This window comes from Thalassospira sp. MBR-102 (assembly GCF_040549275.1).
Classification (GTDB): Bacteria; Pseudomonadota; Alphaproteobacteria; order Rhodospirillales; family Thalassospiraceae; genus Thalassospira; species Thalassospira xiamenensis.
In genome coordinates, this window is the sequence record NZ_JBEPTC010000004.1 from 354,569 (window position 1) to 374,652 (window position 20,084).

The following is a 20,084-nucleotide window of genomic DNA, read 5'->3' on the forward strand; positions in this document are numbered from 1 at the left end:
GCAATGACTGCACATATCGACCTGTCCAAAGCCGGGATACTGGCCGAAAGCGCCGCCGTGCGTGTAGCACTTCCGCCCCCTGTCGCCCGCTTTTCCCTTCGGGCCGCAACGCCCGAACAGAAAGCCCTGTCAAAGGCGCTTGGCGTAACCCTTCCGGCCAAAATCGGTCAGTGCGGGCGCAAAGGGAACGTTGAAATCATATGCCTTGGCCCGGACGAATGGACGATCATCGCCCCCGAAGATCAGGCCGCGACGATCACCGATGCCTGTGCGGCGATCTATGCCCAAACCCCGCACAGCCTGACGGAAATTTCCGACCGTGAGGTTACCGTGCGTATCACAGGCCCGAAGGCCAGCGACCTTATCACCATCGGATGCCCGCGCGACCTCGATCAGCTACCAACCGGCGAAGCACGCCGCACGGTTTTTGATGGTGTCACGACGGTGCTGTGGCGGGATGGCGAACAGGATTACCGCCTCGATCTCTGGCGCTCCTTCGCCCCGCATGTCATCGCCCTTCTCGAAACGGGATGCGCTGAACTTGCGGGCGAATAACCCGATGCCCGGGACCGTTGCAAAGCTGCCGTAAACCGGGACCAACACTGCGATATGACGCCTCGACCCATGGCTTTCCGCGCAAGAGCCACGCCACGAACCCCAACCCGCCACCAGCCGACGACGGCCCCAACGACAAACCACCTCCGCCAAAACCGGACGTCCCACAACCCGGGAAGTCCGGACGAACGCGGGGCTTCAGCATCCCAGCCAACGCGGCAGCAGACAGGCCGCCTTCGACCTCACGGCCTACTCCGGTCTTCCGGCCATGGCGACATTTCCGGCAACCGATGAAGTCCGGACACATTTCGGGCATTCACCAACCTCTCCAACGGGCGGTCTCCGGGTCCACGTTCCGCTCCGATCACTCCCGGCCACGGCAGCACTTCCCGCAACCGATGAAGTCCGGACACACTTCGGGCGTTCGCCATCCTCGCCAACGGACGGTCTCCGGGCCCACGTCCCGCTCCCATCACTCCCGGCCATGTCGACATTTCCGGTAACCGATGAAGTCCGGACACATTTCGGGCATTCGCCATCCTCGGCAACGGACGGTCTGCGGGCCCACGTCCCGCTCCGATCACTCCCAGCCATGGCGATATTTTCGGTAACCAATGGAGCCCGGACACATTTCGGGCTCATGGGCCCCGCCGGTCCACCCTTGACGGGCCACAGCTCAACGCTGCCCCCCTGCTGCCATCGTTGCCGCTCCCGGCAAATTTAAAGCTCCCTCCTCAAAAAGACGCACCTCTCCCGTCATGACAAATGATCGGGTTAGCCCCCCCTAGCCCTCGTACTAGTCCTCGTCCTAGCCTTCGGGCAGAATGCCGCCATTATGGCTCCGCCATCCGCCGCCCCATATCCTGCGGAATGCCCCGCCGCCCTGCCTGTGTCTATTTCCGCGTCTTTGCCGCTGCATCCTGATATCCTCTTTCCTTCAGCCCCAAACGCAAAAACCCGCAAGGCACAAGGCCTTGCGGGTTTCCGTCCGGGTGCATTTCTCCCGTTGACTTTACTCTTATGCCACAGAAAAAAGAACAAATCAAGAACTTTTTAAGGAAGCCGAATGGGAAGGAGGATTCGACACGACGCAGCCTGCGCGCTCGGAAATCTAGAAACAACTCTCATGGGTACGTCCACCAGAAATGGCTATTCGCTATTGCGTGGCAATTGATGAGCCCCACCCTACGCGCCCCATCGGATGCCCGGTTCGGCTTCGGGAAAATCCTCAATTACAGCACCACCAACAGATCCGAATACCGGGAATATAAAAGCAGCCTGCTGCTTCGGCAGCATATGTGCCACAGCCTTTTTGTTCACGAAGAGGAAAACCCTTTTGCAGACATTTCCACGTCGCGACAGGTAAGACCAGCCGTCATAATTCTAGCGCGAAAGCTCGTACAGAACCGCCCGGTCAAGGATGCGCAGTTTCGGTCCGGCGGCGATTGCGCCTGTTGCCTCTAGCTTTCGAAGCGAGCGCGAGAATGTTTCTGGCGTAATGCCGATCCGGCTTGCGATCTGACGTTTTTCAGGAAAGTTCGTCTCGTCCTCGCCACCCAGATTCTCGCCACTTCTTTCTTCGAAATCAATCAGGAAAGACGCAATTCTCTGGATCGGTTTGGTGTGGCGAATTTTGAAAATTTCTTCGAGGAAGAATCGTTCCCACCGCAGAAGTCCGGCAAGGACTTCGGCCATGACATCGGGCGCACTGCGTAAAACGGAAAGATAGGTATCGCGCGGAATGGCGATGATCTCGCAATCTTCCATGACTTCGCATTCCACCGGATATGCCCGACCGGCCAACGAAACGGCTTCGGCGAATGCCCCCGGTTGGGTCAGGAAATGCATGACGGTTTCTTCGCCCTGCGGGGAAACCTTTACAAGGCGCAAGTGCCCGGAAAGCAGAACATAGAAGTTACGGGCAACATCACCGGCACGAAACAGATGTTCGCCGCGCGAATGGCATTCAACCCGACATTTTGCCATCAGATTATCAAGCCGCACCCCGCCAAGAGCAGACAGAAACGGGACCTGTCGGACGATATCGTAATCGATTTCAGACAGCGGTCTTGAACGCATCTTCGCCCCCTTCCTTGGCATCATTCCCAGACAACCCGCACCAATCGGCCAGCATTTCCGCATCTGCAATCCGGATAATGTGACCATTGGCATGTTGCGAAACACCAATTTCAGAAAGTTTCTTAAGCGCGCGAGAGATCGTTTCGCTGGTCATTCCCAACTTGCGGGCCAAGGCAGACTTTTCAATGGTCAGGGGTGTTTCATGCACACCGTCAATCGGCACCGCATCTGCCAGGAAATAGATCCCCAGACGTTGTGCCGCAGACCGGCATTTAAGTTCTTCGGCCTGTCGCAACATCTGACACAACCGTTCTGTCATGGCCGACATCATGGTCAGTGCACGGTCGAAATGGGCCGCAAGAAAATCAGCAAAGCCAGCACCATCAATACGAACCGCGGTTGTTGCCTCCAAGGTACGAACCGAAACCGCATAACAGCCATCGGGCACCAATGCGCATTCCCCGACAAGCTGACCATTCCCCAGAAGATCAATGACCCCGTCTTTACCGTCCTGATCCTTGAAAGACAATTCGACATGCCCGTTCACAATCAGATAAAGCGCTGACGCCGGTTCATCTGCCGAAATCATCATTGTATCAGTGTCAAACCTGACCCACCGGCATAGGGATGCCAGTTCAAGGATATCTTCCTGCGGCCATGTTCGGAAATAGTTCGCAAAGCGAAGAACACCGGAAATGCGTTCGACATCATTCATCACGGCATCGTCCATTGTAGAAAAAAGGGAAGATTGCATTTACTGGAATAACTCTAACATCAGCCCAGATGATCAAGTTTGTTCCAGATCAATTTTGATCGGAAAACGCTTATCGGCGCGAGAACTGCCTTAGCCCTTCTACATCAAGGATGCTCATCCTTGTATCCCGGGCAATAAATCCGTCGTCTTCAAGTTTGCGCAATGCACGTGAGAATGTTTCCGGGGTGACACCGATCCGGTTTGCGATGACATGCTTGGGTACGATTTCCGCATCGTCAGACTGCGAGAGCAAAAACCCGGCAAGGCGCTGCGATGGGCTTCGCTGGCGCAAATCATTGAGCTCCCTGTAGAAAAACCGTTCCCTCTCGATCAATGACTGCATCATCCGACCAATCATCGCCTTGTCATTCCTCAGGCGATTGACCAGTTGTAGCCTGCTGATTGCGATGATCTGGCTGCCCGGATCGCATTCGGCAGATACCGGATACTTTTGTCCGGAAAGGACCACAGCCTCGGCAAAAGACTCGCCTGCTGAAACAAGATGAAAAAGGGCGACACGCCCGTCACCGAGAATTCGAAACAGACGCACCTGCCCCTTGATGACAATAAAGAACTGTTCGGCGGGCTCCCCCTCGCTAAACAGCAATTCACGGCCGTTATAAATCACAACGGTCGCACCATTTGTCATCGATACGATTTCATCGCGCGAGAAGGCAGAAAGAACTGCCACCTTCGACATCAGACTGAAATCCGCATCATTCAGGTTACGGCGTGACATGATCGGCTCCAAACTCTGTCCGAGCTGACTGCGATGGTTGACAACTGCTTTTGCGATGATGTCGGCCGCAATTCAAATGATCGGCCAACAGCGAAGACAACTCCCACCACGTGCCAACCGGCGCGAGCATGCCGACTTTCTCATCAGACCGGGAATTAACAGAAGCCGGAATATCAATGCGGCAATGCGCCCCATCCCCCGTCATAAGGGGAACAAAAAGGGCATTTCTGCACCTTGTCATGTTTCGCCAGTTGGCGAGAGACGGTTGGCCATCAATCTGGACATTGTAGATTTCGTCGTGATCAAGATGGTGCGAAAGTATCGCTCGCAACTGCTGCATTTCGGGCGACGGGCAGATGTCCTGCTTCTGCCCGTGAGCCACCAGAAAAATTGCCTTTTTATCCTTTTGATTTCCACCGGCCTTTAATCGCTGGGCAATTCGTGCCGCCAACATGCGGTCATATCCAGACAAATGTCCTGCGAACGGCAGAAGTGCCTCCGCTTCCAACCGGGCATCGGCAACAAGTGCGGACAGTTCCGCCACCAAACCGGCGCCCGGCGTAAAGAACAGGGGGAAGACAAGCACGTCAGACGCCGAATTCCGCGTCATGACCTTCAACACATTTCCCGCTGATGGCGTTGATCGCAAAAATGAAAGGCGGATGTCGAAATGCGGTAACTGACGTTGCAGATGCGCGGAAAACATCCCGCCGGGCACTGCACCAGTTCGTCGCGTTCCATGCGCGACAATCATCAAAACCGGATCGCAGACGGACATAACCATTCCCCTGTTTCACTCTCTCTGAACGCATTTTGCGGGCTTTTCCCCCAAGCGTATTGACTCCCGTCAAGAGTGGCACGGCTCAAAACCACAATGTTCATATGGTTATTTGATCATCATCAAGGCTGGCTCGCGTCGAAAGATCAAATCTCCGCAACCGGGAGCGAAGGCTTTCATTTTCCTAATGGAGGGACGCATGAAACTCACAACTCGGCTGAGACGGTCGGCAGCGCCGCTTGCACTTGGTTTCGGCCTTATCTTTGCCTCGGTGGCAATCGCCCAGGAAAAACATCCTGAAAGCGAAAGCACCTATGAACCCAGTCTCGAGTCACTTCCGACCGATGGGTCGCAACCCGGTACACACGAAGGTGTGCCAACGATGACGGCCGATGAATTCAATCAGGGCCGCAAGATTTTCTTTGAACGTTGCGCAGGTTGCCACGGCGTGTTGCGCAATGGTGCAACGGGCCCGGCCCTGACAACGGACCGCACCCGCGCTCTTGGTTATGACTATCTGCATGACTTCATTACCTATGGATCGCCAGCTGGTATGCCAAACTGGGGAACCTCCGGAGATTTGACAGAAGAGCAAATCGACATCATGGCGCGATATGTCATGCAGGACCCGCCTCAACCGCCAGAATGGGGCATGGCCGCGATGAAAGAAAGCTGGAAAGTCATTGTTCCAGTCGACCAGCGCCCGACCCAAAAAATGAATGATCTCGATATCGAGAATCTGTTCTCGGTCACACTTCGTGATGCGGGTCAGATCGCACTGATCGACGGCCACGACTACAAGATCAAATATGTCATCGACACTGGATATGCCGTTCATATTTCACGTGTATCCGCGTCCGGGCGTTACCTCATGGTTATCGGTCGCGATGCAAAAATCGATATGATCGACCTATGGATGAAGGATCCCAAGATCGTTGCAACGATCAAAGTTGGTTTGGAAGCTCGTTCAGTCGAAACTTCTAAAATGAAAGGTTGGGAGGATCGTTACGCGATTGCGGGCTCATACTGGCCACCACAATTCACAATTATGGATGGCGAAACGCTTGAGCCACTTAAAATCGTCTCTACTCGCGGCATGACATATGATGAACAGGAATATCACCCTGAGCCTCGCGTTGCCGCGATTGTATCCTCACATTACAACCCGGAATTTGTCGTTAACGTTAAGGAAACCGGCAAGGTACTTCTGGTAAATTACGAAGATCTCGACGCCTTGCAAGTCACTTCAATAAGTGCCGAACGGTTTCTCCATGACGGTGGTTTTGATTCATCCGGTCGATATTTCATGGTTGCCGCCAATGCTCGTGACACAGTCGCCGTTATAGATACCAAAGAACGTAAACTGACCAAACTTGTCGAGGTCGGCACAACCCCGCATCCGGGTCGCGGGGCGAACTTCATCCACCCGGAACTCGGTCCGGTCTGGGCAACCAGTCATCTTGGCGATGACACCATTGCATTGATCGGTACCGATCCGGAAAAACATCCGGAAAATGCGTGGAAAATGGCGGCATCCATTGACGGGCTCGGTGGCGGTTCACTGTTTATCAAAACCCACCCGAATTCGAAAAACCTTTGGGTTGATGCGCCGCTAAACTCGGATGCCGAAATTTATCATTCGGTTGGTGTCCTTGACATCAACAACCTTGATGCCGGTGTTGAAACACTGCCGATTGCCGAATGGGCCGATCTGGGCGACGAAGGTGCCCAGCGCGTCGTTCAGGGTGAATATAACAAACAGGGTACTGAAATCTGGTTCTCTGTCTGGAACGGCAAAGCTGAAAAGTCAGCCATTGTGATTGTTGATGACAAAACCCGGAAGCTCAAGAAGGTCATCAAAGATGATCGCCTTGTGACCCCGACGGGCAAATTCAACATCTACAACACCCAACACGACATCTACTGATCTGCAGAACCGGAGGCCATCCACGGCCTCCGGACTTCCCGCATTTGAAACCTTGCCAAAACAGGGGAAAAGCCATGCAAAAATCCGGGCGTATTTATCTTGTCGGAGCCGGGCCAGGCGATCCTGAATTGCTGACCATAAAGGCAGCACGCCTTCTCGACCGCGCGGATGCCGTTATCTATGACCGGCTTGTCTCCGATGAAATACTTGAACTGGCCAACCCGTTTGCAGAACGCGTTTATGTCGGAAAATCCACAGGATCCCACAGCCTGAAGCAGTCCGAAATCAATACGCTTCTGGTTCATATGGCCAGAAAACATTGCCACATCGTTCGTCTGAAGGGCGGGGATCCGTATATTTTCGGACGCGGGGGTGAAGAGGCAGAATGGCTCAGCCTGCATGATGTTCCGTTTGAAGTTGTTCCCGGAATTACAGCCGCCGCAGGATGCATGGCACAACTTAATCTACCGCTGACCCATCGCGGTCTGGCAACCAGTGTACGTTTTGTCACCGGTCACATGCAGGCAGACGCAGAACCCCATCACGACTGGCGTTCTTTGGCCGATCCGGACACTACGCTTGCGATTTACATGGGGGTCAAAACCATGCCGGTAATCGCAGGCAAACTGCTTGAACATGGGCTGCCCACCGATACGCCGGTGATGATTATCGAAAATGGTTCAACACCGGATCAAAGACATTTCCGCAGCACATTGGGCAATGTCTGTGACGACCTGAACCGGCTGGATTTTGATCCGCCCTGCATGATTGTCATTGGCCGCGTCATTTCACTGGCGGATCGACTATCGCTGCCCGAGGCCAAACTTCTATCCGAAAGCCGGTTTGACCAAAACGCAGCACCCGACTTCCCCGATGGGGGTCTACGTTATGCCCATACTGCGTAATTCCCTCGTGATCCTGATCACCACGCTCGCTTTGGCGGGGACCTATTCAGTAAGTGCAGAAAACGCGACTTCTTCCCGAAGCCCCCATGCGCTGGAGCAAATGGTGCGTCAGGATTGCGGTTCCTGTCATGGCCTAACGTTTAAGGGAGGTCTGGGATCGCCCCTTTTACCGGAAAGCCTTGCGGCTTACAGCGTCGAGGATTTGACAACCATCATCCTCGACGGATTGCCCGGGACAGCCATGCCACCCTGGCGCGCAATCGTGACACCCGACGAGGCCACGTGGATGGCCCGCTATCTGAAAACAGGAGAACCCGAATGATGCGCATTGCATTTTCGGCCCGCATTCCTTCCACCGCGTTACAGGCAACCCGCAACCTTTTGGTTGTTGGGGGCATTTTGCTTTTGGCGGGCTGCGCAAATATCTCATCCGTTCGCGGGACGGCTGATCTGGCAACCGTCGTTGCCCGGGCCACTGGCGAAGTTGCCATCCTTGACACCAGCACCCGGCAATTTATCGGGATCGTTGAAGGCCTTGGCGATCTGTCACATGCATCGATCGTCTATTCCCGGGACGGACGGTTCGCATTCGTCTTTGGCCGCGACGGGGGATTGACCAAGGTAGACATTCTCAAACATGAGGTTGTCGTTAGAACCTTGCAAGCGGGCAACAGTATTGGCGGAGCCATCAGCCAGGACGGCAGACTGGTGGCGGTTGCCAATTACGAACCCGGCGGTGTCCGCGTTTTCGATAGTGAAACCCTCGAACTGCTGGCCGATATTCCTGCAATCATTGACGGCAGTTCGGATCGTTCAAAAGTCATCGGGCTGGTTGATGCGCCGGGGAACCGGTTTGTTTTCAGCCTTTGGGATTCCGGCGAAATCTGGATAGCCGACTTCTCAACCGGCAACGAACCAAAGATCAGCCGCTACAAAGATATCGGAACACAGCCCTACGATGCGCTGATCACATCCGGCGGTCGTTATTACATTGCCGGTCTGTTTGGCGAAGACGGCATGGCATTGCTTGATCTTTGGTATCCGGAAAATGGCGTGCGCCGCATCCTTGATCATTATGGCATGGGTGAAGAACGCTTACCCGTTTACAAAATGCCCCATCTTGAAGGCTGGGCGATTGCGGGGAAACGCGCATTTGTACCCGCCATCGGTCGCCACGAAGTTCTCGTGATTGACACCGAAAACTGGCAGAAGATCGGACGTATTCCCGTCCATGGACAGCCCGTTTTCGTCATGGCCCATCCCGATAACAGGCATGTCTGGGTCAATTTCTCGGTCCCGGATTACGACACGGTCCAGATAATCGACACGGAAAATCTGGCAATCGTCGGAGAACTGAAACCCGGCACCGGTGTCCTGCATATGGAATTCAGTCCACGTGGCGATCAGGTCTGGCTGTCGGTGCGCGATGACAACAAGGTCGTTGGATACAATCCCTACACGCTCCAGCCGATTGCCGAACTTCCGCTCCCCAGTCCCAGCGGCATTTTCATGTCTGACCGTGCCGGTCGGATCGGGTTGTAGGAGGCCATCATGAGCACCGAACTCACCAGCCTTCAGACCCGGCTGATCGAACATTTTCAGCGCGGATTTCCGACGACGCCACGCCCGTTTGAAACCATCGCCAGTGAACTGGGCACCAACGAAGACACGGTGATTTCCGCCATTTCCGATTTGAAGGACAAAGGTTATCTCGACCGGATTGGCGCGACCTATGCGACCGGGCGCGCAGGGGCATCAAGCCTTGCGGCGATGGAAGTTCCAAATGATCAGCTTGAAAAAATTGCCGCCCAAGTCGGCCACTTTACCGAAATCAATCACAATTACGAACGCGAAGATAAACTCAATCTATGGTTCGTCGTGACCACCGCCGATCAGGCCAGTCTGGACACGACAATCAAGGCAATCGAAACCAAAACCGGCTTACCGGTATATCGGATGCCGATGATCGAACATTACCGTCTCGATTTGGGATTTGCGTTGAAATGGAACTGAGCAATCTTCAACACCGGCTGATCGAAAGACTGCGCGACGGCTTGCCACTTGGCAAACATCCATATGCCGACATCGCCAATGACCTCGGAGCGACCGAGGGAACGGTGATCGAAACGCTTGAACAGCTTATCGCCCACAAGGTTATCAACCGCTTTGGCATGATCATCCGTCATCGCGCACTTGGTTATCAGGCCAATGCGATGTGCGTTTTCGATATCGGTGATGATGCGGCACCCGACATTGGCAAGGCGATGGCAGCCCTTCCCTATGTCACATTGTGTTACCGCCGGGAACGGGTTGCCGGGGTTTGGCCATACAATCTTTATTGCATGATCCATGGTCGAGACCGGCTGACAGTTCGGGCACAAATCCGCCACCTGATTGCGCGTCTGGAACTGCATGATGCGCCCCACAAGGTTCTTTTCAGCAAGCAATGCTTCACCCAGCGGGCGGGCAAATATGGCGCCCCGAGGGCATCCGTATCCTTGCCGGCGCCAACAGAAACTCGCGCAATTCCCGATGAAGTCAGGGAAATATCATGAACAAGCTTGAACGCGACCTGATCAACAATATGCAGGGTGGTTTTCCGATCTGCGCGCACCCGTTCCAGGTGCTGGCCGAACGTCTTGGTTATGACGAACAAACCGTCATTGACGGTGTCAAAAGGCTGATCGCGGACAGATATGTCAGCCGGTTTGGGCCGCTTTACAACACGGAAAGACTTGGTGGTGCTGTAACCCTTGCCGCGATTGCAGTCCCACCTGATCGCTTTGACGAGGTCGCGGAACAGGTCAACGCATGCGAGGAAGTCGCCCACAATTACGCCCGTGAAGATGTTCTTAACATGTGGTTTGTGATCCTTGCCGAGGATGAAGAAGCGCTTCAGGACGTCATAAAGCGGATCGAAAACACAACCGGGCTTGGGGTTCTGAGCTTCCCAAAGGAACAGGAATACTTCCTTGAATTGCATCTGGAGGTTCCCGAAAAATGATTTCCTTTCTGAACCAACCAGAACTACCGGAACTTGACGAAATCGATCATGCCCTGATCCGTGCGACGCAAACCGGATTGCCTTTAAGTCCCACGCCATACGGGGATATCGCGTTGGGCCTTGGACTTGGCCCGGATGAAGTTGAACAGCGCTTGCAACGTTTGCTTGATGTTGGCGTCATTCGCCGTATCGGCATCATCCCCAACCATTATCGGCTGGGTTATCGCGCCAATGGCATGAGCGTTTGGGACATCGACGATAAAACCGTTGATGCCATGGGCGAGATGATCGGAAAGCTGGATTTCGTATCGCACTGCTATCGTAGGCCGCGCCACCTGCCCGATTGGCCATTCAACCTGTTTGCCATGGTTCACGGAACAACACGCGAAACGGTCGAGGCCAAGGTTCAGGATATCCGCGACCTTTTGGCCGAGAATGTCCGCGACCACCGCATTCTATACAGCAACCGAATTCTTAAAAAAACCGGCCTGCGTTGGCGCAAAAGCGGAGAAAAGAAATGTTGCGGTTAAGCCAGTATATCCGTGCTGCCATCGGCATTGCCGAAAATGGCACGACCCCCGTTGCTAACCCGCGCAAACATGCCCCGCTTTCCAATCGTGGGCCTGTCGTTATCTGGAACCTGATCCGGCGGTGCAACCTGACCTGCAGGCATTGTTATGCCTCCGCCGTTGATAAGGATTTCCCGGGCGAGCTGACGACAAAACAGGTTTTCAGCACCATAGAAAATCTGCGCGATTTCAATGTTCCGGTGCTGATCCTGTCGGGTGGCGAACCGCTTATGCGGCCCGATATTTTTGATATTTCGGCCTATGCCAAGGAACTTGGTTTCTATGTCGCACTGTCAAGCAACGGAACCCTGATCGATGATAAAAACATAAATCAGATCGCAGCCGCCAATTATGACTATGTTGGCATCAGTCTGGACGGGCTTGGCGCAACACATGATTATTTCCGCCGTCTTGAAGGCGGGTTTGATCTTGCCCTTCGAGGGGCAAAACTATGCCGCGATGCCGGATTGCCGGTTGGCATCCGTTTCACCATGACCCGCGAAAATTATCAGGACCTACCCGGCCTTCTTGACCTTGTTGAACAGGAAAAGATCGACAAGTTCTATTTTTCACATCTGAACTATGCCGGTCGCGGAAACCACAACCGCAAGGACCATGCATTCTACAATATGACCCGCGAGGCACTTTTGATGATGTTTGCCCGTTGCGAGGCAGACGTCAAGGCAGGCATCGCGCGCGACTATGTGACGGGCAACAACGATACCGACGGGGTGTTCCTGAAATTCTGGATTGACGAACATTACCCGGCGGCATCCAACCAGATCGGGAAAATGCTGCAACGCTGGGGCGGGAACGCATCGGGTGTGAATGTTGCCAATATCGACAATCTGGGCAATGTCCATCCCGATACCATGTGGTGGCAACACACATTGGGCAATGTCCTGAAACGGCCGTTCTCGGAAATCTGGCAGGATGTCAGCGATCCTTTGATGGCCGGTCTAAAGCAACGCCCCCGTCTTGTGCATGGTCGCTGCGGCGAATGCCAATATCGCGATATTTGCGGCGGCAACACGCGAACGCGCGCCTATCAACTAACCGGTGATCCATGGGCCGAGGATCCCGGCTGTTATCTTGATGATGCCGAACTTGGCATTACTGGCGACCATAACCGTCTTGAAACCGTTCCGTTTTCCGCAACCAAACGCCACGGTCAGGTGGAGGTCACATCATGACCACCATCGTCAAGGCTGCCTTGGCGCGGATTTGCCTTGGCACGGTATTGGTATCCGGTTTGATCAGCACCACAAACGCCTTTGGTCAAACCGCCCTTTCATCAACCCAGATAGCCGATGCCAATGCGTTATATGCAACACATTGTGCCGCCTGTCACAATGGCGACCGGCTGGGTGGAATGGGTCCTGCCCTTTTACCCGAAAGCCTCGGGAAACTGCGCGGTAACGGCATTTCGGATGTCATCCGCGATGGCCGCGCGGCAACGCAGATGCCGGCCTTTGGCGAAACCCTTGCCGCAACGGAAATCACCCTTCTGGCAGACTGGTTGCGACAACCGATGGACAGGTCGCCAGAATGGGGCATGTCCGAAATCGTCCAAAGTCACGATGTTTTCATCGATCCGGCGGAACTGCCCGACAAACCAAAATTCGAAGGTGATCCTCTAAACCTGTTCACAATTGTCGAGGCGGGCGATCATCACGTCACGATCCTTGATGGTGACACGTTCGAACCCCTTGATCGTTTTCCGACCCGCTTTGCCTTGCATGGCGGGGCAAAATATTCACCAGACGGTCGGTTTGTATATCTGGCGTCGCGTGATGGATGGGTCCAGATGTATGACCTTTATTCCCTGCAAACCATTGCTGAAATCCGGGTCGGCCTGAATACGCGAAATGTGGCGGTATCAGATGATGGTCGCTATGTGATGGCGGGCAACATGCTGCCGCACAATCTGGTTCTGCTTGATGCACGCGATCTGACGCCGATACGCGAATTTGCCGTTATCGGTGATGATGGTAAATCATCGCGCGTTTCGGCGGTCTATACCGCCCCTCCGCGTCAAAGCTTCATCGTTGCCCTGAAAGACCTGCCCGAAGTTTGGGAAATTTCCTATGCCGATGATCCACGTCCGGTCTATCCCGGTTTCGTTCACAACTACGAAGCCAACATGATCGAAGCACTGGATGTTCAGAACGGCCCATTTCCGGTAAGGCGTATTCGCCTTGATGACGGTCTGGATGATTTCTTCTTCGATCAGGATTATCGCCATCTGATCGGGGCGGCGCGCAATGGCCGCGATGGACAGGTGATCAACCTGAATGTCGGCCGAAAGGTGGCCGACATTGCCTTGGAAGGTATGCCCCATCTTGGTTCGGGCATTACCTTTGACTATCAGGGCCATTCGGTGCTGGCGACACCGCACCTGAAAGATTCCAAAATCAGCGTCATCGACATGGAAAGCTGGCAGACCATCAAAACCATCGCAACAAAAGGCCCCGGATTTTTCACGCGCAGCCATGACAACACGCCTTATGCCTGGGTCGATGTATTCTTTGGCCCGGACAAGGATGTTGTCCATATCATCGACAAACGCACACTCGAAATCGTTAAAACGCTCCGCCCCGAACCCGGCAAGGTCGCGGCCCATGTCGAATTTGACCGCAGCGGCAAACACGCGCTGCTCTCAATCTGGGACGATGACGGTGCAATCATCGTTTACGATGCCCAAACATTTGAAGAAATCAAACGCATCCCAATGAAAAAGCCGGTTGGGAAATATAACGTGTTCAACAAAATCACTTATTCCGCCGGCACCAGCCATTAAAACCGGTTCAAACGGCTTAGCGGTTCATTAAAATCATGGCTGCCTGTGCGGCGAGAACACCTGCGAAAATCACGATCAGAAACGCGACGAACAATCCCCGCCATCCGCCCGCAGACGGACCAAGCCCAAGATAATATCGCAAAATCAGCCACGCCTTGAAGCTCCCGACCATCATAATCGTCATGGCGGGCACAATGCCAAGCATCGCACCTGTGCGATCATCACCGATCAGGGCAAGAACCATCGACATGACAGTCGTGCCACTGGCGAGCAACCACACAAAAATCGCCATGCGCGATGAAAGACCATGCCCGTCGCTTGGCATCGTGGACGAGGCTGAAATATCGTCGGTTTCTGTCGCGACTGGACAATGTCGGTCCATGGTTTCCTCACCGCAGAAGATAGATCACGGGAAACACCAATACCCAGACCATATCGATCATGTGCCAGAATGCCGTTCCGGTTTCGATATTTGTCAGGTTCGGCCAAACGGCAACGATGCCCAGCACCCCAAGCCCCATCACCACATGCAGGGCATGAAAGCCGGTGATCAGGTAGTAAAGCGTGAAAAACGTGCTGGTTTCCAAACCGATCCCGGCATCGATTTTGGTGCCATATTCAATAAGCTTCACGATCAGAAAAACGATGCCCAAAACGGCTGTCCCCGCCAGCCAGACCCGGCATTGCAAAACTGCATCCTTTTTGATGGCGCGCACGGCAAAAACAGCAAAAAGGCCGCTTGTCAGAAGAACAAGCGTATTGATCCCGCCCATGACGCGATCAAGGTGAAGCTGATCATTGGCAAATTCCGCCGGGTCACCAATTCTTGCCGCGGAAAATGTCAGAAGGAACGCCCCAAAGACAACCAATTCCGACAGGATCAGAACCCACATCAACGGATGCCCCGGCAACGCTTCAAGCCCACCCCAAGCATCCGAAGCAGATTGCGGGTCATGATCCATCAGGCCGGAATCGTCATGCTGCGCAATCGTGTCCTGATCGGGTTCCATGTGACACCCCGTTTTCAACGTACAAGCTGACGGTAAATGCGTGGCAATGCCGCAGGAAGATTTTCCAGTTTGCTGACAATCGCATGTCCGCCAGCGCCAAATATGTAGGGAAAGTAATCCTGTGCCTTGCGGTCCACCGTTACTCCGAAAAGCCCGATACCGGCCTTTCGGCATTCGCGCACGGCACGACGGCTGTCCTCGATCCCGTAACGACCTTCGTAATGGTCGATGTCATTTGGCTTTCCGTCCGTAATCACCAACATCAACCGGTGTTGATGCGGACGATCCCCCAGCAATTTTCCGATATGACGGATTGCTGACCCCAACCGGGTGTAATAACCCGGCCGAAGCTTCTGTATCCTTTCCTGGGTACGAGACGACCAATCCTCGTCGAAATCCTTGATCGCATTGATCCGCACCCAATCCCGACGACGTGACGTAAAGCTGAAGATACCAAACTCGTCCCCACATGCATCCAGCCCACCGGCCAGCACCGAAAGCGCCTGCTTTTCGACATCAAGAACCCGGTGATCCTGTATCCATGCATCGGTCGACAGTGACACATCAATCAGCACAGCAACCGACAGGTCGCGTGCCCGCCGGACGGTGTTCAGATACAGCCTGTCGCTGAGTTCTCCACTGCCTTTCTGGTCACAGCGGGCGCGCACCAATGCTTCGAGATCAAGCTCGCTTCCATCACTTTGCGCGCGCAGAATTTCATGGCGCGGCCGAAACGCTTCGAATTGGCGGCGAACCTGGCGGATTTGTCGCCGTTCAGTTTCACCCGGACGCCAGACATCACACTCACTGACTTTTTCATCACCGGATTGCATGATGACTTTGCAGAAATCCGGGCGATACGATTGATGACGGTAATCCCATTCCGGATAGGTCCATTCACCAATCACGCGTCCTTCATCAGCTTCGCGGGGCGGAAGGTCCAGATCGAAACGCAATTTGGTTGCCGCTTTGCGTTTGCAGTCGGAAATTTCCATTTCGTCAAGCTCGTCGGCCGCTTTTTTCGCGTCCTGCTCGTCCTCGTCATCCATCGGCCGATTGACATTGACCATCTCGGCAATCGAAAGGATTTTTTCAAACCGGTTTAACGCCAGCGGATCATTCCGACCAGCCTGATCATTCTTGCGCCGGCGGGCTCGCTTTTTGCGTTCCTGACTGCCGTCTGATGAATTTCCATCCTCGTCCATGTCGGTATCGGCAACACGACTGGCCTTGCCCGAACAAATGGCTTCGCCCCAAAGCGGAACGGGAAGGAACGGCGCATAACGACGCGGTTGCATACCCGCAACATCAATCATGCCCGCAATATCGCCATTTGCGTCAACGGCATTAACAACAGGCCACAGATCGTTTGCGTCCTGTTGATCCGCAGCCCCAAGAATCTTCAGAACACATTCTTCGATCTGCTGTTCGCATCGGGGCAAAGGACGCACCGGCCGCAACACAAGAAACGCGTCATACAGGCGTTGACGCAAACCGATGATGCCGGGGAAATGGCGACATACATCTTGATCGGTTTGCCGTGCCCGGGAAAGCCGCATGATATCGGCCAATAACGGGCTTTGCGCAACGTCCAGCGAAATGGCTTGTGGTACCGAAACCGCGAACCATGCCATCAGCCAGATATAAAAATCACGGTTAAGATCACGGGACGGAAACAGTGAAATGGACGCGGGCAGCTTTACCGATGCCTCGTTCATTTCGGCCATCGTGATCTGTTCATCCACCAGACCGATCCGCTGCCGCCAGCGTAACCGATGCCCCGAAACCCGTTTATCGATCTGGGCAAATTCCCGCGCCGGATCGCCACCAAGGGTGCGAAAGATCACCGGCAAATGACTGCGCAATTCGGCAAACGTGATCGCGTGCTCAGCATGATCGCGATAGCTTTCCTGATTGCGCGACGCAATCCGGTGCCAGATCATGCCGACCTGTTCTTCGAATTCCAGAAAATCGAAACTCATCATCGCCTCCCGGCTGTCAGCCCCGGATAATCCCGATGGCCTCGCGAAGGCCCGCCTTGATATCCGCGTCATCCGACAGGGGTTCGATGATGGCCGCATTGATGGCGTCATCAAATGCAACATTGGCCATCAAAAGCGTCGCGCCATAGACCAGCAACCGGGTTGAAACAGCTTCTTCAAGATCAATACCGGTAAGCTTGCGAATATTGCCAGCGACACGCACCAGAAGGGCTGCGCGTTCAACATCGATCCCGGTTTCACGCATGATCACCGCTTTTTCGGTTTTCTCGTCCGGGAAATCGAACTCGACCGCCAGAAAACGTTGCCGGGTCGATGGTTTCAGTTGCTTCAAAAGGTTCTGGTAACCGGGGTTATAGGACACCACCAGCATGAAATTGGCCGGCGCTTCCAGAAGCTCGCCCGTCCGGTCCAGCGGCAAAAGACGCCGATCATCGGTCAATGGGTGAAGCACCACCGTCACGTCCTTGCGCGCCTCCACCACCTCATCGAGATAGCAGATCCCACCGTGGCGGACCGCGCGCGTCAACGGGCCATCCACCCAAACGGTTTCCCCGCCCTTGATCAGATAGCGCCCCGTCAGATCCGCCGCCGTCAAATCGTCATGGCAGGAAACGGTATAAAGCGGAACACCAAGCTTTGCCGCCATATGCGATACAAAACGCGTTTTCCCGCAACCGGTCGGCCCCTTCAGCAACAAGGGCAGATGCTGCTGCCAAGCCGTTTCAAACAACTGCTGTTCATTGCCGGTAGACTGATAATAAGGAACGTCCTGATCAGGGAGTACGTCTTTAAGAGCGGTCTGCATGTGAATGCTCCTTGGAAAATAGAAAGGCCGAAAATGACAACGACCGGTCGCGGGAACCAACCGGTCGTTGTCCGCCATGTGTCGTCATGGAAGAGAGCATGAAATCGAACACACAGACTTGATTGCCGTCATTCGGCGGGCTGACGTGCCCCTGCGGTTACGCGGGCACCTCGCGGTGCGACCACAAGCGACCAGATGATCATGGTGACACCGATCAGCACGACTACCCCCGCTCCCAAACGCATCCAGTAGAACAGGGCAACCTGATCCTGCACCTCCATGTAATTCATCCCCAGAACACGTTGCAGATGGGTCTGAACGACACCCGCAAATGTCAGGGTAAAGGTCATGAATGCCATCGCACTGGTCGTGATCCAGAAGCCCCACATATTGAGCTGCTGGTTATAAGGTTCACGCCCGCGAAGATAAGGCAGCGCATAGGTGAAGATTGCCAGATTAAGCATCACATAGGCCCCGTAGAAAGCCAGATGGCCATGTGCTGCGGTAATCTGAGTCCCGTGGGTGTAGTAATTGATTGACGACAGGGTATGCATGAAGCCCCATACGCCCGCGCCAAAAAACGCCATGACCGAACAGCCAAGCGACCAAAGTAGGGCCGCCTTGTTCGGATGATCCCGACCACCTTTCCACACCATGTAGAAACAGAAAACCACCATGGCAAAGAAAGGAACGACTTCCAGCGTGGAAAACACATTGCCGATCCACTGCCAATATCCCGGGGTTCCGATCCAGTAATAGTGATGGCCGGTACCCAGAATGCCGGTAAACAGCGAAAGTGAAACCATGACATAAAGCCATTTTTCAACGACTTCGCGATCAACACCCGTCATCTTGATCATCAGAAACGCCAGGATCGACGCCATGATCAGTTCCCATACGCCTTCAACCCAAAGATGCACGACATACCACCAGTACATCTTGTCCACTGCAAGGTTCGACGGGTTATAGAACGCAAACAGGAACAGCAATGCGACGAACCAAAGGGCAACCATCAGTACGTTTGATACTGCGGTTTTCCGGCCCTTGAGCAATGTCAGCGTAGTGTTGTAAAGGAACATCAGCGCCACCACGACGATACCGACCTTGATCGGCAAGGGCTGTTCAAGGAACTCGCGTCCTTCGTGATAGCCAAGGATGTATCCGACAACTGCGGCAGCGGTTGCCGCCATGAACAGCCAGAACTGGATGATCGCCATTTTCGGGCTGTGCAGTTCGGTTTCGCATTCTTCAGGCAGCAAATAATAAGCCGCTCCGAAATACCCCATCAACAACCAGACGATCAGGGCATTGGTATGGATCATGCGAATGACGTTGAACGGCAGCAGTTCGGACAAGACGTTTGGAAAAACATAGACAGTGCCCGCCACCACGCCGAACAGAATCTGGGCTGCGAACAATGTCAGCGCGCCGTATATGTAATACAGCGCAACCTTTTGCGATTGATATTTCATTGTAGCCTCGTTTCCATCAGCACCGGATTATCCCGCCTCGTTTGGCGGCCAGTTCTGGGTGTTGATTTCACTGGTCCATTTCAGGAAGTCGACAAGCTCGTCGAGCTCCTGATCTGTAAGGTTGAATTGCGGCATCTGGCGGCGGCCTTCGATGCCTGTAGGTTGTGCGGCCATCCATGCCTTAAGCATATCGCGCGCACCTTCTGGATCATCTTTACCGCCATACCGCACCCAAACATTGCCAAGTTCAGGTGCGAAATAGGCACCCTCTCCCAAAAGCGTATGGCAGTTGATGCATGAATTGCGTTCCCAGACATGCTTGCCGGCAACAACCGATGGCGTCAACTGGTCCTGATTGCTGGACTCATTGACGATATAGTTGTGGCTGTGCAAGGTCAGTCCGATAAAGATGACCAGAAAGAAGATCGTTCCGCCGTAGAAGATGTTCCGGGCGGCAGATTTTGTCAGTCGTTCCGACATGTGAACGGATCCTCACTCCGATTGGCAGTTCAATGCCGCTCTGTCCCCAAAACGGCGTCAGGCAATCATTTCCCGACTGGACGTTTCCCACCTTGACTACCGTCAAACGAAAAAGCAGCGGTGTTATGTGTCAAGCACCGCTGCATGATATTGGCGCATTCTTGCATTTGCCCTTACGATCATTTTACGCATGACGGCGACAAG

At 54.2% G+C, this 20,084-nt stretch carries 21 protein-coding genes; 11 read left to right on the top strand and 10 right to left on the bottom strand.

All coding sequences use genetic code 11. From position 1 onward, the window contains the following. Positions 1-3: 3 nt before the first annotated feature. Positions 4-555: a sarcosine oxidase subunit gamma gene (locus tag ABIE64_RS10430; protein WP_354377379.1), complete on the top strand. Its 552-nt coding sequence runs from the start codon at positions 4-6 to the stop codon at positions 553-555. Positions 556-1,938: 1,383 nt separating this feature from the next. Here the strand turns inward: ABIE64_RS10430 and ABIE64_RS10435 are convergent. The 4 genes from ABIE64_RS10435 to ABIE64_RS10450 form a co-directional block, all read right to left on the bottom strand. Continuing rightward, a complete protein-coding gene (locus tag ABIE64_RS10435) occupies positions 1,939-2,634 on the bottom strand; it encodes a Crp/Fnr family transcriptional regulator (protein WP_062960761.1) in 696 nt (231 codons plus the stop codon). Continuing rightward, positions 2,612-3,388: a Crp/Fnr family transcriptional regulator gene (locus tag ABIE64_RS10440; RefSeq protein WP_097051928.1), complete on the bottom strand. Its 777-nt coding sequence runs from the start codon at positions 3,386-3,388 to the stop codon at positions 2,612-2,614. Before ABIE64_RS10440 ends, ABIE64_RS10435 begins: the two co-directional genes overlap by 23 nt. A 70-nt stretch (positions 3,389-3,458) precedes the next feature. Then, on the bottom strand, positions 3,459-4,127 hold the full coding sequence (locus ABIE64_RS10445; RefSeq protein WP_007089811.1) for a Crp/Fnr family transcriptional regulator: 669 nt from the start codon (positions 4,125-4,127) through the stop codon (positions 3,459-3,461). Then, on the bottom strand, positions 4,114-4,905 hold the full coding sequence (locus ABIE64_RS10450) for a CbiX/SirB N-terminal domain-containing protein (protein ID WP_007089812.1): 792 nt from the start codon (positions 4,903-4,905) through the stop codon (positions 4,114-4,116). The genes ABIE64_RS10445 and ABIE64_RS10450 overlap by 14 nt, the downstream gene beginning before the upstream one ends. Positions 4,906-5,104: 199 nt before the next feature. Between ABIE64_RS10450 and ABIE64_RS10455 the strand changes: the two genes are divergently transcribed. The 10 genes from ABIE64_RS10455 (at position 5,105) to ABIE64_RS10500 (ending at position 14,110) form a co-directional block, all read left to right on the top strand. Continuing rightward, complete coding sequence (locus ABIE64_RS10455; protein ID WP_354377380.1) at positions 5,105-6,832, top strand: cytochrome D1 domain-containing protein; 1,728 nt, start codon at positions 5,105-5,107, stop codon at positions 6,830-6,832. A 74-nt stretch (positions 6,833-6,906) separates the two neighbouring features. Then, complete coding sequence (gene cobA / locus ABIE64_RS10460; protein ID WP_354377381.1) at positions 6,907-7,737, top strand: uroporphyrinogen-III C-methyltransferase; 831 nt, start codon at positions 6,907-6,909, stop codon at positions 7,735-7,737. Beyond that, positions 7,721-8,059, top strand: coding sequence for a c-type cytochrome (locus tag ABIE64_RS10465; RefSeq protein WP_007089815.1), 339 nt, complete (start codon positions 7,721-7,723; stop codon positions 8,057-8,059). Before cobA ends, ABIE64_RS10465 begins: the two co-directional genes overlap by 17 nt. Beyond that, positions 8,056-9,279 (top strand): cytochrome D1 domain-containing protein, encoded by a 1,224-nt coding sequence (locus tag ABIE64_RS10470; RefSeq protein WP_354377382.1) that lies wholly within the window; start codon positions 8,056-8,058, stop codon positions 9,277-9,279. Before ABIE64_RS10465 ends, ABIE64_RS10470 begins: the two co-directional genes overlap by 4 nt. A 9-nt stretch (positions 9,280-9,288) precedes the next feature. Further along, complete coding sequence (locus ABIE64_RS10475) at positions 9,289-9,750, top strand: Lrp/AsnC family transcriptional regulator (protein WP_354377383.1); 462 nt, start codon at positions 9,289-9,291, stop codon at positions 9,748-9,750. After that, positions 9,741-10,292 (top strand): siroheme decarboxylase subunit beta, encoded by a 552-nt coding sequence (gene ahbB / locus ABIE64_RS10480; protein WP_354377384.1) that lies wholly within the window; start codon positions 9,741-9,743, stop codon positions 10,290-10,292. The genes ABIE64_RS10475 and ahbB (ABIE64_RS10480) overlap by 10 nt, the downstream gene beginning before the upstream one ends. Next, positions 10,289-10,741, top strand: coding sequence for an Lrp/AsnC family transcriptional regulator (locus ABIE64_RS10485; protein ID WP_082822633.1), 453 nt, complete (start codon positions 10,289-10,291; stop codon positions 10,739-10,741). Before ahbB (ABIE64_RS10480) ends, ABIE64_RS10485 begins: the two co-directional genes overlap by 4 nt. Then, entirely contained in the window at positions 10,738-11,271 is a 534-nt protein-coding gene (gene ahbB / locus ABIE64_RS10490) for a siroheme decarboxylase subunit beta (RefSeq protein WP_354377385.1), read from the top strand. Before ABIE64_RS10485 ends, ahbB (ABIE64_RS10490) begins: the two co-directional genes overlap by 4 nt. Next, positions 11,259-12,503: a heme d1 biosynthesis radical SAM protein NirJ gene (gene nirJ / locus ABIE64_RS10495; RefSeq protein WP_354377386.1), complete on the top strand. Its 1,245-nt coding sequence runs from the start codon at positions 11,259-11,261 to the stop codon at positions 12,501-12,503. Before ahbB (ABIE64_RS10490) ends, nirJ begins: the two co-directional genes overlap by 13 nt. Further along, positions 12,500-14,110: a cytochrome D1 domain-containing protein gene (locus ABIE64_RS10500; protein ID WP_354377387.1), complete on the top strand. Its 1,611-nt coding sequence runs from the start codon at positions 12,500-12,502 to the stop codon at positions 14,108-14,110. The genes nirJ and ABIE64_RS10500 overlap by 4 nt, the downstream gene beginning before the upstream one ends. Positions 14,111-14,126: 16 nt before the next feature. Here the strand turns inward: ABIE64_RS10500 and ABIE64_RS10505 are convergent, their stop codons facing one another. The 6 genes from ABIE64_RS10505 to ABIE64_RS10530 form a co-directional block, all read right to left on the bottom strand. Beyond that, positions 14,127-14,492 (bottom strand): cytochrome C oxidase subunit IV family protein, encoded by a 366-nt coding sequence (locus tag ABIE64_RS10505; RefSeq protein ID WP_354377388.1) that lies wholly within the window; start codon positions 14,490-14,492, stop codon positions 14,127-14,129. 7 nt (positions 14,493-14,499) lie between these two features. Further along, positions 14,500-15,120: a cytochrome c oxidase subunit 3 family protein gene (locus ABIE64_RS10510; protein WP_354377389.1), complete on the bottom strand. Its 621-nt coding sequence runs from the start codon at positions 15,118-15,120 to the stop codon at positions 14,500-14,502. 14 nt (positions 15,121-15,134) lie between these two features. Continuing rightward, a complete protein-coding gene (locus tag ABIE64_RS10515) occupies positions 15,135-17,102 on the bottom strand; it encodes a nitric oxide reductase activation protein NorD (protein WP_354377390.1) in 1,968 nt (655 codons plus the stop codon). A 16-nt stretch (positions 17,103-17,118) separates the two neighbouring features. Further along, positions 17,119-17,928 carry a CbbQ/NirQ/NorQ/GpvN family protein gene (locus ABIE64_RS10520; RefSeq protein WP_354377391.1) on the bottom strand — a complete coding sequence of 270 codons (810 nt, stop codon included), beginning with the start codon at positions 17,926-17,928 and terminating at the stop codon, positions 17,119-17,121. Positions 17,929-18,056: 128 nt separating this feature from the next. Next, positions 18,057-19,400: a cbb3-type cytochrome c oxidase subunit I gene (locus ABIE64_RS10525; protein ID WP_114110834.1), complete on the bottom strand. Its 1,344-nt coding sequence runs from the start codon at positions 19,398-19,400 to the stop codon at positions 18,057-18,059. Positions 19,401-19,427: 27 nt separating this feature from the next. Further along, positions 19,428-19,880 carry a c-type cytochrome gene (locus ABIE64_RS10530; protein WP_114110835.1) on the bottom strand — a complete coding sequence of 151 codons (453 nt, stop codon included), beginning with the start codon at positions 19,878-19,880 and terminating at the stop codon, positions 19,428-19,430. Positions 19,881-20,084 lie beyond the last annotated feature (204 nt).